The sequence below is a fragment of the Streptomyces sp. NPDC034084 genome, from assembly GCF_055575535.1.
Window position 1 is genome coordinate 385,074 of sequence record NZ_JBVISK010000003.1, and the last position, 15,453, is coordinate 400,526.

The 15,453-nt window shown below is 74.6% G+C and carries 13 protein-coding genes; 5 read left to right on the top strand and 8 right to left on the bottom strand.

Annotated elements, in window-relative coordinates:
• Positions 1-80: 80 nt before the first annotated feature.
• Positions 81-1,286 (top strand): cytochrome P450 family protein, encoded by a 1,206-nt coding sequence (locus ACZ51I_RS12695; RefSeq protein WP_468875625.1) that lies wholly within the window; start codon positions 81-83, stop codon positions 1,284-1,286.
• Positions 1,287-1,364: 78 nt separating this feature from the next.
• Here ACZ51I_RS12695 and ACZ51I_RS12700 read toward each other — a convergent pair whose 3' ends face one another.
• From ACZ51I_RS12700 to ACZ51I_RS12720, 5 genes are all read right to left on the bottom strand, one after another.
• Positions 1,365-1,610 carry a hypothetical protein gene (locus tag ACZ51I_RS12700; RefSeq protein WP_468874606.1) on the bottom strand — a complete coding sequence of 82 codons (246 nt, stop codon included), beginning with the start codon at positions 1,608-1,610 and terminating at the stop codon, positions 1,365-1,367.
• A 62-nt stretch (positions 1,611-1,672) separates the two neighbouring features.
• Positions 1,673-2,149, bottom strand: a complete 477-nt coding sequence (locus ACZ51I_RS12705) for an NUDIX hydrolase (protein WP_468874608.1) — start codon at positions 2,147-2,149, stop codon at positions 1,673-1,675.
• 47 nt (positions 2,150-2,196) lie between these two features.
• On the bottom strand, positions 2,197-3,402 hold the full coding sequence (locus ACZ51I_RS12710) for an FAD-dependent oxidoreductase (RefSeq protein WP_468874610.1): 1,206 nt from the start codon (positions 3,400-3,402) through the stop codon (positions 2,197-2,199).
• The gene (locus tag ACZ51I_RS12715) at positions 3,399-4,838 is read right to left on the bottom strand and encodes an FAD-dependent oxidoreductase (protein ID WP_468874613.1); all 1,440 of its coding nucleotides are present in this window, start codon (positions 4,836-4,838) and stop codon (positions 3,399-3,401) included. Before ACZ51I_RS12715 ends, ACZ51I_RS12710 begins: the two co-directional genes overlap by 4 nt.
• Positions 4,835-6,310 carry an FGGY family carbohydrate kinase gene (locus ACZ51I_RS12720; RefSeq protein ID WP_468874616.1) on the bottom strand — a complete coding sequence of 492 codons (1,476 nt, stop codon included), beginning with the start codon at positions 6,308-6,310 and terminating at the stop codon, positions 4,835-4,837. Before ACZ51I_RS12720 ends, ACZ51I_RS12715 begins: the two co-directional genes overlap by 4 nt.
• Before the next feature lie 301 nt (positions 6,311-6,611).
• Between ACZ51I_RS12720 and ACZ51I_RS12725 the strand changes: the two genes are divergently transcribed.
• Both ACZ51I_RS12725 and ACZ51I_RS12730 read left to right on the top strand, forming a co-directional pair.
• The gene (locus ACZ51I_RS12725; protein WP_468874618.1) at positions 6,612-7,586 is read left to right on the top strand and encodes a hypothetical protein; all 975 of its coding nucleotides are present in this window, start codon (positions 6,612-6,614) and stop codon (positions 7,584-7,586) included.
• A 55-nt stretch (positions 7,587-7,641) separates the two neighbouring features.
• Positions 7,642-9,174, top strand: coding sequence for an amino acid permease (locus tag ACZ51I_RS12730; RefSeq protein WP_468874621.1), 1,533 nt, complete (start codon positions 7,642-7,644; stop codon positions 9,172-9,174).
• Positions 9,175-9,247: 73 nt separating this feature from the next.
• Here the strand turns inward: ACZ51I_RS12730 and ACZ51I_RS12735 are convergent, their stop codons facing one another.
• Positions 9,248-10,003 carry a GntR family transcriptional regulator gene (locus ACZ51I_RS12735; RefSeq protein WP_468874623.1) on the bottom strand — a complete coding sequence of 252 codons (756 nt, stop codon included), beginning with the start codon at positions 10,001-10,003 and terminating at the stop codon, positions 9,248-9,250.
• Between the two features lie 183 nt (positions 10,004-10,186).
• On the opposite strand from ACZ51I_RS12735, the gene ACZ51I_RS12740 reads away from it, so the two are divergent.
• Positions 10,187-11,527 (top strand): DUF2252 domain-containing protein, encoded by a 1,341-nt coding sequence (locus tag ACZ51I_RS12740; RefSeq protein ID WP_468874626.1) that lies wholly within the window; start codon positions 10,187-10,189, stop codon positions 11,525-11,527.
• A gap of 42 nt (positions 11,528-11,569) precedes the next feature.
• Here the strand turns inward: ACZ51I_RS12740 and ACZ51I_RS12745 are convergent, their stop codons facing one another.
• Positions 11,570-12,961, bottom strand: coding sequence for an NAD(P)/FAD-dependent oxidoreductase (locus ACZ51I_RS12745; RefSeq protein WP_468874628.1), 1,392 nt, complete (start codon positions 12,959-12,961; stop codon positions 11,570-11,572).
• 23 nt (positions 12,962-12,984) lie between these two features.
• The gene (locus ACZ51I_RS12750) at positions 12,985-13,362 is read right to left on the bottom strand and encodes an ArsR/SmtB family transcription factor (RefSeq protein WP_468874630.1); all 378 of its coding nucleotides are present in this window, start codon (positions 13,360-13,362) and stop codon (positions 12,985-12,987) included.
• A 153-nt stretch (positions 13,363-13,515) separates the two neighbouring features.
• On the opposite strand from ACZ51I_RS12750, the gene ACZ51I_RS12755 reads away from it, so the two are divergent.
• Positions 13,516-15,411, top strand: coding sequence for a heavy metal translocating P-type ATPase (locus tag ACZ51I_RS12755; protein WP_468874633.1), 1,896 nt, complete (start codon positions 13,516-13,518; stop codon positions 15,409-15,411).
• Positions 15,412-15,453 lie beyond the last annotated feature (42 nt).

The window sequence follows — 15,453 nt, forward strand, 5'->3', positions numbered from 1 at the left end:
ACGGCCCGCGTCCGCAGTCAGGAGTCCCTTCCTTGAACACACCGCACCCCGCCCCGGCCGCCGGCCGGCCGCCGCACCGCATGGACCCGGCGGGCGGCTGCCCGCACGCCGAGAACGCCCGGCTGCTCGCCGCGGGCGCCGTGGTCCCGGTGGTGCTGCCCGGCGAGATCGAGGGCATGGCGGTCCTCGGCCACGACGCGCTCCGCGACTTCCTCTCCCACCCCGACGTCGCCAAGGGGCCCCACCACTTCACCGCCCTCACCGAGGGCCGCATACCCGACGGCTGGCCGCTGCGGACCTTCGCCACCGTGCCGGGCATGACCACCGCCGACGGGGCCGACCACCGCCGGCTGCGCACCCTGGTCAGCAGCGCCTTCACCGCCCGCCGGGTCGAGGAGCTCCGCCCGCGCGTCGAGACGGTCACCGCAGGACTCCTCGACGGACTCGCGGACGCCGCACGCGCGGCCGGCGGCGTCGCCGATCTGCGCCGCCACTACGCGCTTCCGCTGCCGCTCGGCGTCATCTGCGAACTCCTCGGCGTCGACCCGGCCCACCACGACCGGCTGCACCACCTCTCCAGCCTGGTCGTCGCCACCGACACCGAGCCCGCGCGGGCCGTCGCCGCCAACCGAGAACTCGTCGAGCTCCTCGGCTCCATAGCCGCCGACAAGGCCGCCGCGCCCGGCGACGACCTCACCAGCGCCCTCATCGCCGCCCGGGACGAGGGAGGCGACCGGCTCAGCCAGCCCGAGCTCATCGGCACACTGCTCCTGATGATCATCGCGGGCCACGAGACCACCCTGAACCTCGTCACCAACGCGGTCCGGGCGCTCTGCGCCCACCGCGACCAGCTCGCCCTCGTCACCGAAGGCCGCGCCGACTGGGCCGACGTGGTGGAGGAGACCCTCCGCTGGGACAGCCCGGTCAGTTACTTCCCGTTCCGCTACCCGACCCGCGACCTGACGGTCGACGGCACGGTCATCCCGAAGGGCACCCCCGTCCTCGCCGGCTACTCGGCCGCGGGCCGCGACACGAAGGCCCACGGCCCGGACGCCGACCGCTTCGACCTCACCCGGGCCGCGAAGACCAAGCACCTCTCGCTGGGACACGGCCCCCACTACTGCCTGGGCGCCCCGCTCGCCCGGATGGAGGCCGCGATCGCCCTGGAGGCACTCTTCACCCGCTTCCCCGACCTGGACCTGGCGGTCCCGGAGGCCGAGCTGACCCGCCACTCCGGCTTCGTCGGCAACAGCGTCCGGGCCCTCCCCGTCCGTCCGGGCGCCTGACGGCACCGGCTCGGCAACGCCGCGCTCGCCGCGGGCGGGGCAGGCGGAACAGCCCCGGCCGCGGCGGGCGGCGCCGCCTCAACCGGTGCGCCCCCAGGCGGTGGCCGGGGAGGTCCGCAGGGACGAGACGAGACGCAGCAGCCGGTCCTCGTTCCCGGCGAGTCCTGCGGCGCGGAGTGCCTCGTCCGCCTCCGCCATCGTGTGGGTGAGCATCACCCCGGCGTACGGGGCGAGCTGCGGGTCGGTCAGCACGGCCTGCGTGGATTCGAGCAGCCGCAGATACGCCTGGGCGGCCGCGCGCTCGGTGGCGGTGATCGTGGTCATGTCGGGCTCCCTCTCGACAGTTCGGCGCTCACCACCCTCTCGTACGGGTCTGACAATCGGGCTCAGGCCCGCCCGTCGAGGTGCGCCACCAGCCGTTCCAGGAAGACCCGCTGCCCGGAGACGAGCAGCGGAGCGGCCGCCTCCGGAGTGAACCAGCCCACCCGGTCGATCTCCGGGAACTCCTCCCGGATGCCCGACCTGGGCGGCCACTCCATGACGAAGGTCCCCGGCACCACCTCGGCCGGGTCGAGATCGCCCTCGACGGCCCACACCGTGACGAGCTTTCCGTTCCGCTGGCGGGTCTCGCCGAGGGCGAACCACTCGCCGTCGGGGGCCGGGAGCCCCAGCTCCTCCCCGAACTCACGGCGCGCCGCGGCCTCGGGCGTCTCGTCGGGCTCGTACTCGCCCTTGGGGATCGACCAGGCCGACTCCTCGCGTGACGCCCAGAAGGGGCCGCCCATGTGACCGATCAGGACCTCGACGCCACCGCCCGTCGTACGGCGGAAGACCAGGAGACCCGCACTGCGCTTGTCCGGCATGCGTACCAGTCTCTCCTACGGGCCCGGCCCAATGGGCCAGACACCTCCTACTCCTCCGCGCCGACCGTCACCGGGCCGCCCCCGGGGTCCACGCCGCCGGTCCACCGCGCCCCGAGCCGTACCGATCGCCAGGGGACGAGCGTCCCGTCCAGCCGCTCCCGCCGCAGCAGGACGCCGGCCTGGCTGACGGTCAGGACGGGGCGTACCAGCCGCCGCTCCGGGCGGACGAGCAGGGAGGCGGCCTCCGGACCGAGGAGACCGGGCGTCACCCACCGCAGCGGGCCCGCCGCCGTCACGGGCACCCGGTCGGACGGCCAGGGGCGGCCGTCGAGCCGTTCGAGCACGGCAGCGGCCGCCGCCCGCCCCTCGGCGGCGACCGCGAGCGCCGGCTCCACTCCGCGCAGGAGGTTGCCGACGGCGAAGACCCCGGGCTCGGCGGTGCGGAAGGCCGCGTCGGTGAGCGGCCCCCGGGCGCCCGGGGCGAGGGGCAGGCCGCGGGCGCGGACGAGTTCGTGGTCCGGGATCCAGTCACCGGTGAAGACCACCGTGTCACAGCGCAGTACAGCCGCCCGGCCGTCCCCGCTCCGCACAGTGACCCCCGTGAGGCGGCCGCGTCCGAGCAGCTCCGTCACGACCGTGCCGGCGAGGACCGGGACCCCCGCGAACGCGGCGGCGGGGGAGGGGAGTCCGGTGACGACGGCCGCCACCTCCACCCCGGCCGCGCGCAGTGTCCGCACCGCGCCCCCAGCCATGGGATCGCCGCCCACGACCACCGCCCGCCGCCCGATGTGCTCCCGCCGCGGCCCGAACCGGGCGACGGTCCGCTGGAGTTCGCCGGTGGTGAGGACACCGGCGGGGCGTGTGCCCGGGACGAGCCGGGCGCTGCGGGGCCGTTCCCGGGCTCCGGTCGCCAGGACCACCGCGCCCGCCCGGATCCGTTCGAGTCCGGTCGGGGCGGTGACGTCCAGGGTGAGGGGCCCGGCCCAGCCGGTGGCCGAGACGCCGGTCCGGACGGCCGCCCCGGCCCGTAGCGCCGCCCGCACGGCGCGCCGCGCGTACGCCGGGCCGTCCAGGGCGCGCCCCCGGAGGTCCGCGCCGAACCCGGTCCGTACGCAGTGCCGCGGCACCCCGCCCGCCGTGGCCTCCCGCTCCAGGACCTCGACGCGGCCCGCGCCCGCGGCCGCGAGCCGGGCCGCCGCGGCGAGCCCGGCGGGCCCGGCGCCCACGACGACGACGTCGACCGTACGGGTCACCGGGCCGTCTCTCCGTACGACCGCCGCTCACGCGGCCGCTCCTCGAACAGCGCCCGCACCTCCGCACCGCAGTGGTGGCCCTGGCAGCGGCCGCCGCGGGCGCGGGTCCTGCGGCGCAGTCCGTCGAGGCCGCCGGGCGGGATCGTGGAGGTGAGGGCGGCCCGGATCTCACCCCGGGTGACCCGCTCGCAATGACAGACGATCATCCCGAACTCGGGCTCGCGCGCGATGAGGCCGGCGTCACGGTACGGGCGGGGGAAGTCCTCGCCGAGGTTCGGCATCCGGACCGGGGCGAGCGGCCGGGCCGGTCCCGGGTCGAGGCCGCAGTCCGCGAGGAGGCCGAGCACGTGCTCGGCGATGGCCAGGGAGGCGGTGAGCCCGGTGGAGCGGATCCCGCCCACCGTCACGTACCGCAGCCCGGGATGGGCGGCGATCCGGTAGTCCTCCCGTCCGGTGGCGGCCCGCAGCCCGGCGTAGACGGCGGTGACCTCCTCGTCGAGCAGCGCGGGGAGGATCCGGCCGCCCTGCTCGCGCAGTCCGGTGAGCCCCTCGGCGGTCGTGCCGGTGGCGGTCTTGTCGTCCAGGTCCTCGGCGGTGGGCCCGAGCATGACGTTCCCGTACACCGTCGGCGAGATGAGCACGCCCTTGCCGAGCGGCCCCGGCACGGGGAGCAGGATGTGCCGGACGAGGTCGCGGGCGAACTTGTCGAAGACGATCAGCTGGCCGCGACGCGGGGTGACGGTGAAGTCCTCGCGGCCGACCAGCGCGTCGAAGGCGTCGGCGTGAAGACCGCAGGCGTTCACGAGGAGACGGGTCCGCAGGACCCCGCGCCGGGTGACGAGCCGGTGGTACGGATCACCTGGACGCACCTTCTCCACGCGGCAGTTCAGGTGCAGGTCCACTCCGGAGCGGACGGCCTGCGTCGCGTACGCGAGGGTCGTCGTCCACGGGCAGATCACCGACTCGCCCGGCACCTCCATCGCGCCCAGCGCACCGGGCCCCAAGTGCGGCTCCCGCGCCGCCAGTTCGGCGGACGAAAGCAGTCGGGTGGCGTGGTGGCCGTTGTGCTCCGCCTTCGCGGCGAGCCGGGGGAGCGCGGCCCGCTGCTCCTCGTCCCACGCGACGAGGAGGGCGCCCAGCGGCTCGACGGGGATCCCGGCCTCGCGTGCGTACGCGCCGAGCAGACCGTGTCCCTCGCGCACGAGCCGGGCCTCCAGGGTGCCGGGCGTGGCGTCGAAACCGGTGTGCAGGATGGCGGTGTTGGCCTTCGACGTGCCGTCGCCGACGTCGTTCGCCGCCTCCACCAGTGCGATCCGCAGCGGGTGGCGGGCCAGGGCGCGGGCGATCGCGGAGCCGACGACCCCCGCGCCGACCACCACGACGTCGTACGCCGCGGCCTCTCCGGTGGGCAGCGGCCCGGTCCGTGTGACGCTCATACGGCCCCGTCGTCCGATCCGGCACGTGCCGCGCCGCCCGACCGCTCCAGCAGCGCCGACACCTCCGCGCGGAAGCGAGCGAGGCGGGCCGCCGCCTCGTCGCCCGAGATCCGCGGCTCGTACACGGCCGAGGGCTTCCACTCCGGCACGGCCTCGCGGAGCGTGAGCCCCGGCTCGTGCCCGAGCCGGGCGACCGCGCCGACCCCGAGCGCCGTGGCATCGGGCAGCGAGGAGACCTCGACGGGGAGTTGCAGCAGATCGGCCTGGGTCTGCATGAGCAGCGCCGACCGGGTCAGACCGCCGTCGGCGCGCAACGAGGTCAGCGGCGCCCCCCGGTCCGCGGCGGCCGCCGTGGCGAGCTCCACGACCTGGGCGGCGATGCCCTCGCACAGGGCGCGCACCAGATGCCCGGGGCCGGTGTCCAGGCCGAGGCCGGTGAGCGAGCCGCGTACGTCCCCCCGCCACCAGGGCGCGGCGAGCCCCGCGAACGCGGGCACGAAGGTGACGCCGCCCGCGTCCGGGACGCCGCCGCCGACCGCGTCGAGCTCCCCGGCGCCGGCGATCACGCCCAGGTCGGTGAGCCAGCGCACGGCCGAGGCGACCGTGTACACCTGGCCGTCGAGACAGTGGGTGACGCGTCCGCCGAGCCGCCAGGCCACGCAGCTCACCAGACCGGAGGACGCGCGCCGGGGCTCGGGCCCGGTCTGCGCGAGGAGGAAGGCGCCCGTGCCGTACGTGCACTTGGCGGCGGCGGGATCGTCGGCGCTCTGCGTGAGCAGCGCCGCCTGCTGGTCCACCAGGAGCCCGGTGAGCGGCAGCGCGGGGCCGAACGCGGTCGTGGTGCCGACCGGGGTGTCGCAGTCCACGACCCGGGGGAGTGCCTCGCCGCCCAGTCCGTAGAGGTCGAGGGCGGTCGGTGACCAGGTGACGGTGTCGAAGTCGAGGAGACCGGTCCGTCCGGCGGTCGCCGCGTCCGTGACGAACGCGCCGGTGAGCCGGTGGACGAGCCAGGCGTCGCTGGTGGTGACCACACCGGCGCCGGTGGCGTGGCGGCGGATCCAGGCCATCTTCGGCGCGGCGAAGTACGGGTCGAGCGGGAGGCCGGTGAGGTGGCGCAGCTCCTCGGCGTGGGCGTCGAGACCGGCGCAGACGGTGGCCGCCCTGCGGTCCTGCCAGACGAGGGCGTCGGTGAGCGGTTCCCCGGTGGCTGGGTCCCAGGCGAGTACGGTCTCGCCCTGGTTGGCGAGGCCGACGGCGGCGACGGGCGTGTCTGCCTCGGCGAGCGCAGCGCGCCCCGCGGCGACCACCGAGGCGTACAGCTCACGCGGGTCGACCTCGACAAGGCCGCCGGGGAGGTAGCGGGGCCGGACCGGTGCCTCCCCGGTGCCGATGACCCCGCGTTCGGGGCAGAGGACGAGGGCCTTGGTGCCCGAGGTGCCCTGGTCGACGGCGAGTACCGCTCCGCCCGTCATCCCGCTGCTCCCGTCGCTCGACCTTCTGTGATCATCCGATCACCGAAAAGGGTCAGGGTGCCGTCGCGCGAGGGCTTCGTCAAGCCTCGGCGTCCGACCACGTCAGGTCCTTTGCCCAACCTGACAACGCGTCACATTTGGTCGATGACTGAATAGTTACCGTCACAAAAGAAAGTGGACCGGTCGAGTCCAGAGCCCTCTATAGTGATCGCCGATCACGGCCGGGACGCCCGCCGGGGGACTGACCACCCCCTTCCATCCACCGAGGACCCATGTCATCCACACCACGCCCCACCCCCTGATGGCCGGACACGGATTCCGGCCCGTCTACCACCCCGCCGGCCACGACCACGCCCTGCGCAACGCCGTCCAGGACCTGCGCACCGGCCGCTGGGTCGCCATGGCCCGGCTCCTCGACGAGACCTCCGACTGGGAGGCCTGGACCCGCCGCACCCAGGTCCTCGCCACCGTCGCCGCGGGCACCGACGTCGTCCCCATCTGGCGCGCCGAGCAGCCCGAGAGCCTCGCCGCCACCGTGATGCACAGCCGGGTCGCCGTCGAGCGGGCGGTCCGCGCCCACCGCTCCGGCCACACCCGCACCCGGGAACTCTGGCAGGAGGCCTGGACCGCCTGCCGCGAGGCCTCCGACCGCTCGCCCGCCGACCCCGTGCCCTGGATCGGCCTGCTCGCCCTCGCCGCCCTCGACACCCGCCGGCGCATGGCCGAGCACCGGCTCACCCCGCCGGCCCCGATGCTGCCGCCCGGCCCCTGGGGCCTGCTCGCCGAGGCGGAGAAGCGCGACCCGCACAACCGCGAGGCCCACCACCGCATGCTGCAGTTCGTCTACGCCCGCCGGTCGGGACCGCTCTCCGAGGCGGTCAACTACGCCCACTGGGCCGCCAGTTCGGCGCCCGTCGGATCGGCCCTGCACGCCCTCCCGCTCTACGTCCGCGTCGAGCGCTACCGGCGCGAGCGAGGCCACGAGCGCGCCCTCGACCTCCACTGGGTCGCCGAGGACGCCGTCCGTGACGCCCAGCGCGCCATGGACAGCTGGTTCCTCTTCTGCGCCACCGACGAGGCCTCGCTGCTCGACCTCAACCACCTGGCCCACGCCCTCTTCGGAGCCCTCCGCTTCGCCGACGCGGCCCGGGTCTTCGAGGCGCTCGGCCCCTACTACACGACCCTCCCCTGGGCCTACCGCACCGCTCACCCGGACGACCGCGCCCTCGCCGAGGAGATCTTCCTGCGCGCCCGCACCCGCTGTCTCAGCGGCTGACGCGTGCCCCACCCCCCGACGTACCCCCGCTCCTTACCCGTCCCCGGAGGTCCCCATGTCCCGTACCGACGCCCCGACCGACGCGATACGCAAGCCACCGCCGTCCCAGGACGACGAGGCGAGACTGAGAGAACTCGGGTACCAGCCCGTCCTCGCCCGTCGCATGGACGGCTTCGGCAACTTCGCGATCAGCTTCTCGGTCATCTCCGTCCTCTCCGGGTGCATGACCCTCTACGGCTTCGGGATGGGCACCGGCGGCCCGTCCGTCATGCTCTGGGGCTGGGCCGGCGTCGGCCTCTTCGTCCTGTGCGTGGGCCTCGCCCTCGCCGAGGTCACCAGCGCCTATCCCACCTCCGGCGCCCTCTACTACATGGCCGACCGGCTCGGCGGGCGCCGCTGGGGCTGGTACACCGGCTGGCTGAACCTGCTCGGCCTCCTCGGCGCCATCGCCGGCATCGACTACGGCGCCGCCCTCTTCACCGGAGCCTTCCTCAACCTCCAGTGGGGCTTCGTCCCCACCCCGGGCTCCACCTTCCTCGTCTTCCTCGCGATCCTGCTGCTCCACGCCGGACTCAACCTCTTCGGCGTCCGGCTCGTCAGCGTCCTCAACTCCGTCAGCGTGTGGTGGCACCTGATCGGCGTCGCGGTCATCGTCGGCGCGCTCGCGTTCGTCCCCGACCGGCACCAGTCCGTCGAGTTCGTCTTCACCGAGTTCGTCAACGACACCGGCTGGGCCAACCCGTTCTACGTCGCCGCGATCGGCCTGCTCCTCGCCCAGTACACCTTCTCCGGCTACGACGCCTCGGCCCATCTCTCCGAGGAGACCTCCAACGCCTCCGTCACCGCCGCGAAGGGCATCGTCCGGGCCATCTGGGTCTCCTGGCTCGCCGGCTTCGCCCTCCTCGCCGGACTCAGCTTCGCCATCCAGGACTACGCGGCCACCCAGAACAGCGCCACCGGCGTCCCGCCCGCCCAGATCCTCCTGGACGCGCTCGGCTCCGGCGGCGCCGCCGCCCTGCTGCTCGTGGTGATCGTGGCCCAGCTCTTCTGCGGCAACGCCGAGGTGGCCGCCGCGAGCCGCATGGTCTTCGCCTTCAGCCGCGACAACGCCCTGCCGGGCTCGGCGATCTGGCGCAAGGTCAGCGGCAGGACCCAGACGCCCGTCCCCGCCGTCTGGCTCGCGGTCGCCGTGGCCGCGCTGCTCGCCGTCCCGTCGCTGTACTCCGCCACCGCCTACGGCGCCGTCACCGCGATCAACGTCATCGGCATCACCCCCGCGTACGCCATCCCGATCTACCTCCGGCTGCGCGCCGGGAAGCGCTTCGTCCCCGGCCCCTGGAGCCTCGGCCGCTGGAGCAGGCCGATCGGCTGGATCGCCGTCGTCTGGGTGGCGTTCGTGACCGTCCTCTTCTGCCTGCCGCAGAAGTCCCCGGTGAACGTCGACACCATGAACTACGCCGCCATCGCACTGGCCGTCGTGCTCGTCCTCGCCAGCGTCTGGTGGTACGTCGCCCGCCGCTCGTACGGCACGCCGACCGCGTACGGCACCGCCCGCGAAGAGGCGGAGATAGCCGAGGGGATCGTCTGACGGCCGGGCCCGGCCCCGGGGCGTGTCCGGCGGATCGGCGCCCGTCTCGCCCCGTCCCCGTACCGGACGGCAGTCAGACGCTGAACTCGTAGGTCCAGGCGGCCGACTGGGCCGAGAAGTCGATGTCCGTGATCTCCAGGGCGCGCCCGTGCTGGTCGCTGACGACCCGGTGGACGATCAGCCGGGCCGTGCCGCCGGCCGTCGTCGTGGCCGGGCCGGGCGGGACGCCGACCGACTCGCGGTGGGTGATCCGCAGGCCCGCCTGGTGCATCCAGTGGTAGAGGAGCCGCAGGTCGGGCTGGGGATGGATGTCCTTGCCCCGCCGGTACCGGGAGAGCTGGGGGATCTCGGCGAGGGCCGGCCGGGAGAACCACGAGACCGCGCGCTGGAGCGCCGCCCCGTGCGGTCCGAGGACCGTGTGCCGGTGGACGAGCGTCGGTTCGCCGGGGGTGAGCAGGAGCCGTGGCGCCAGGGGGGTGGGCGATGGCTCCCAGGTGAGCGAGGCTCGCACCAGCGCCTCGGCCGCCCGTGGGCCGCCGGGGAAGGTCGGCCGGCGGGCCGTGACGGCGGGCGCGGCCGGCTCGGGCGCGGTCGCGTCGGCGGCGGCGAAGGTGCCGCGCCGGTCGGTGACCACGAGCCCTTCGTCCCTGAGGAGTTGGAGCGCGCTGCGGACGGTCTGCCGGTTGACGTGGTAGCGCTGGGACAGCGAGCGTTCCGACGGGAGTCGGCTGCCGGGGGAGATGTGCCGCCGGGTGAGGTCCTCGCGCAGGGCGGCTGCGACCCGGAGATAGCGCGGCACGTCCGCCGCCTCGGAATCGGGCTCGACCATGATCAACCCTCTCTGTGCTCAGCGTGACAGCATGGACCGTGTGGGTGATCAATTCCTATCATTGGTCTAAACCATTTGGCCAGGCCGGTCCGGCAGAGTGGCCGAAACGAGCGTCGCGCCGTGTAATGAGGGTCCAGGTGACGGGCCGGAGGCGCGGCGGCGGGAAGAGGCGGGTGAGGCCGGATGACGACACCGTCGGAGCGCGCCGCTCGGGGCAAGGCGGCCCGCAAACGCGTCTCCCGCACCTCCCACGGCCGCTGGATACCCAGCTCACAGCGCCCCGACCCGCTGGACGTCCTGGAGCGCCAGTCCGTGGACCGGCTCCCCGACCTCGTCCCCCTCCGCTACGGCAGGATGGCCGTCTCCCCCTTCGCCTTCCTGCGCGGCGCCGCCGCCGTCATGGCCGCCGACCTCGGCGCCCAGCCCCACACGGGGCTCACCGTGCAGCTCTGCGGCGACGCCCACCTGCTCAACTTCGGTGTGTACGCCTCACCGGAACGGACGCTCCTCTTCGACGTCAACGACTTCGACGAGACCCTCCCCGGCCCCTTCGAATGGGACGTGAAGCGGCTCGCCGCCAGCATCACCGTCGCCGCCCTCCAGAACGGCAGCGCCAAGCCCAAGGCCCACCGCGCCGCGCTCGCCGCCGTCGAGTCGTACCGCACGAGCATGCGCCGCCTCGCCGGCCTCGGAGAACTCGCCGTCTGGTACGAGCGGATCGCCGCCGACGACCTGCTGCCCCTCGTCCGCCGCGGCGAACGGACCCGCGTCGCCCGGCGGCTCGACCGGGCCCGCCGCCGCACCAGCCTCCAGGCCCTCGGCCGGCTCACCGGGACCGACGAGGCCGGGAATCGGCACCTCGTCGACGACCCACCGCTCCTCGAACGCGCCACGGACATCGACCGGGTCACCCTCGGCAAGATCTTCAGCGACTACCGCAGCTCCCTCGCCGAGGAGCGCCGCGTCCTCCTCGACCGCTTCCACTTCGTCGACGCGGCCCGCAAGGTCGTCGGGGTCGGCAGCGTCGGCACCCGCTGCTTCGTCCTCCTCCTCGAAGGACGGGACGACGGAGACCCGCTCATCCTCCAGATCAAGGAGGCCGGCCGCTCCGTCCTTGAGCAGTACCTGGCCCCGACCGCCTACCCCCACCAGGGCCGCCGCGTCGTCTGCGGCCAGCGGCTCACCCAGGCCGCGAGCGACATCTTCCTCGGCTGGATGACCGGCCCCGAGCAGCGCCACTTCTACTGGCGGCAGCTGCGCGACATGAAGGGCTCCGCCGAGGTGGAGACCATGTCCCCGGCCGTTCTGCGCGACTACGCGCGGCTCTGCGGCCGGGCCCTCGCCCGCGCCCACGCCCGCTCCGGCGACCGGATCGCCATCGCCGCCTACCTCGGCGGCTCGGACGTCTTCGACCGCGCCGTGGCCGACTTCGCCCTCGCGTACGCCGGGCAGAACGCCGACGACTACGCGGCGCTCGGCGCGGCCATCGCCGCGGGCATGGTGACGGCGGCCCCGGGCGCCTGACCGGGCCCCGGGCCGCCGCCGTCACTCGTACGGGCGTACGGGCTACGCGTCGCGGCGCAGTGGCGGTTCGGAGGGTGTCGGCGCCACCGGGCCGAACAGCACCGCACGTGCCACGGCCGGTGCGAACAGCACGCTCGGCGGAGCCGTGAGGCTGATCGCCTTGCGGAAGGCCGCGCCGACGAACGGGTCGCCCGCCGCCCTTTCCTGCACGCGGCTCAGGTACCAGCCGGCCGCCTTGTCCAGCGCACTGGGGGACTTCGTGCCGCCGAGGGCGCCGGGCATCTTCTTGTCGGCGCCCGTCGAGATGTCCCAGGCCTGCCGGGAGGCGTCGAGGAGGGCGCGCTGCACGCGCCGGGTGGTCGGGGTGCGCTTCGGGTCGGAGAGCGCCCGGCGCAGGGCGACGGCGGAGATCGCCGCCACCGCCATGCCCTGTCCGTAGACCGGGTTGAAGGCGCAGAGCGCGTCGCCGGTGGCGAGGAAGCCGGCCGGGCGGCGGCCTGGACGGTCGTACCGGCGCCGGATGTTGGCGGTCCTGCGGAAGCCGTACACCGGGGACACCGGCTCCGCCCCGGCCAGCCACTCGCTGATCAGCGGGTGCGGAAGCCGCTTCGCGAACTTCTCGAACGCCCCTTCCTCGGTGGGCGGTTCGTTGCCACGCAGCCCCGAGAGCGTGACGAGATGGGTCCCGTCGCCGACGGGCAGTACGACAGCCCCGTACTCCTGGGCGGAGTCGGGCACGATGAAGTAACCCATGGCATCGCTGTCCAGCACGCCGGCGGGCGCGCGGTAGACCCGGGTGCCGTACGCGAGACCGGTGTCGATGACCTCCTCGTGCGGTGCCTCGGCGCCGACCGCCGCCAGCCAGTCCGCCGCCTTCGTGGACCGGCCGGAGGCGTCGACGACGAGATCGGCCTCCAGGACACGGGCTTCCTTCCCGGCTCCCGCGCCACGCTCGCGCAGCCTGACTCCGCGCACACGCGAGGAGTCGCCGGTGAGTCCCATCGCCTCGTGGCCCTCGACCAGTTCGACGCGCGGGTCGGCGAGGACCCGCCGCCGCACCAGCCACTCGAGCTGTGGCCGCGAACCCGAGTAGAAGCTCGCGGTGGCGGGCGTCCGGCGGATCCACCTGCCGTTCTGCCACTGGACCATGTCCTCGGGCACGCCCACCCTGGGCGCGCCGAGTTCCCGCAGCTCGTCCATGAAGCCGGGGAGCAGCTCGTCGTACGCCTGCTGCCCGCCCGCGATGAGGACGTGCAGGTGCCGGCCCTGCGGGACACCCGGCCGCGCGTCCGGTCCCTCCGGGAAGCGGTCGCGCTCGACGACCGTCACCTTCTCGGCGTGCTCGGCCAGTACCCGAGCGGCAAGCAGTCCAGCGAGACTTCCCCCGATGACCACCGCGTGACGTGCAGCGCGGCGCCCCAAGTCGTCGGCCATACCCGCCCCTTCGTGTCGTGGAACTACGACTGACCAGTATCCACGCCGGTGCGGGCGCCGTCGCGTGCCCCGAGCCGCAGGTGCTCGATGTGGTAGACGGCTTCGTCGAGGAGCTGGGCGACGTGGTTGTCGTACAGGCTGTACTCGATACGGCGCCCCTGCCGGACGCCCGTGACCAGGCCGAGCGCGCGGAGCAGCCGGAGCTGGTGGGAGACGGCGGACTGCTCCATGCCGACGGCGGCGGCGAGGTCGGTGACGCCGCACGGGCCCTGGCGGAGGGTGGTGAGGATCATCAGCCGGGACGGGGTGGCGAGGGCCTGGAGGGTGGCGGCGATGGCGGCCGCGGACTCGGCGTCCAGGTGGGTTGCGGGGGTGGTCTCGCCGTTCGCTCCGTGTCCCATGCGCTCATCGTAGCGGCGCTCGTATGTCTATACGTGAAGACCTCTTCATGTGTTCGGGTATGGTGGTGACCCTCCCGGCCCCGCCCGGTGCGGTCCTGCCCGCCGTGCCCGAGGGCCGTCCTGCCCGCCGCCCTCGAAAGAGGTGTCCTTCTCATGGCCCTCCCGGAGCTCACCACCCCGCAGGCCCCCGCCCCCGCCCGTACGCCGAGGACGCCGCACCGCACCCGGGCCGCCGCCCTCCCCGAGGTCCGCTGGGCCGCGCTCGCCGCCCTGGCCTTCCTCGTCGCCCTCCCGCTCGACCTGGCCGGCGCCCCGGGCTGGCTCTGGGGCCCGCTCTACGCGGTCTGTTACGCCGCCGGCGGCTGGGAACCCGGCTGGGCCGGCCTCCAGGCGCTCAAGGAGCGCTCCCTCGACGTGGACCTGCTGATGGTGGTGGCCGCCCTCGGGGCCGCCGCCATCGGCCAGTACCTCGACGGCGGGCTCCTCATCGTCATCTTCGCCGTCTCCGGCGCCCTGGAGGCCCTCGCCACCTGCCGTACCGCCGACTCGGTCCGCGGCCTGCTCGACCTCGCCCCCGCCACCGCCGTCCGCCTCACGCCCGGGGGAGAGGAGACCGTGGAGGCGACCGCCCTCGCGGTCGGCGACACCGTCCTCGTACGGCCCGGGGAGCGGCTCCCCGCCGACGGCACGGTCCTGCGCGGCGCGAGCGACGTCGACCAGGCGAGCATCACCGGCGAACCCCTCCCCGCCCCCAAGACGCCGGGCGACACGGTCTTCGCGGGCACCCTCAACGGCTCCGGGGCGCTCCGCGTCCGCGTCGACAAGGACGCGGCCGACTCCGTCATCGCCCGGATCGTCGCCCTCGTCGAGGAGGCGAGCGCCACCAAGGCCCCCACCCAGCTCTTCGTGGAGAAGATCGAGCAGCGCTACTCGGTCGGTGTCGTCGTCGCCACCCTGGCCCTCTTCGGCCTGCCCGTCGCCCTCGGCGCCGACCTCACCGGCGCCCTGCTCCGCGCCATGACCTTCATGATCGTCGCCTCGCCCTGCGCGGTGGTCCTCGCCACCATGCCCCCGCTCCTCTCCGCGATCGCGACGGCCGGACGCCACGGCGTCCTCGTCAAGTCGGCCGTCGTCATGGAGCGGCTCGGCGCGGTCGACCGGGTCGCCCTCGACAAGACCGGCACCCTCACCGAGGGGACGCCGAGGGTGACCGCCGTCCACGGCGACGACTCCGCCCTCGCGCTCGCCGCGGCGGCCGAACTGCCCAGTGAGCACCCGCTGGCGCGCGCCGTGGTGGCCGAGGCCCGCGCCCGCGGCCTGGAGATCCCCGAGGCGAGCGACTTCACCGCCGAGCCGGGTCAGGGGGTACGGGCGGTGGTGGGCGGACGCGAGGTGCGGGTCCGACGGGCGCCCGGCGCCCACACCGACACCACCGTCGAGGTCCTCGTCGACGGCGCCCCCGCCGCCGTCCTCCACCTCTCCGACCGGCTCCGCGAAGGCGCCCCCGAGGCGGTCGCCGCCCTCGCCCGGCTCACCGGGGCCGCCCCCGCCCTGCTGACCGGCGACAACGCGGGTGCGGCCGCCCGCATCGCCGCCGAGGCCGGGCTCAGCGACGTGCGCGCCGGCCTCCTCCCGCACGAGAAGGCCGAGACCGTACGGGAGTGGGAGCGGGCGGGCGCCAAGGTGCTGCTCGTCGGCGACGGCGTCAACGACGCACCGGCCCTCGCGGCCGCCCACACCGGCATCGCCATGGGCCGGGCCGGCTCCGACCTCGCCCTGGAGACCGCCGACGCGGTCGTGGTCCGCGACGAACTGCACGCGATCCCGGCCGTCGTGGCCCTCTCCCGCCGCGCCCGGCGCCTTGTCGTCCAGAACCTGGTGATCGCGGGCGTCTGCATCGGCGCTCTCGTCACCTGGGACCTCGCCGGCAACCTGCCGCTCCCCCTGGGCGTCGCGGGCCACGAGGGCTCCACGGTCCTGGTGGGCCTCAACGGGCTGCGGTTGCTGCGGGATTCGGCGTGGCGCCGGACGGCGACGGGCGAGGCGTGATCCGGGGCCCGTACGCGCCGCGCGGTCCGTTACGGGCGAACG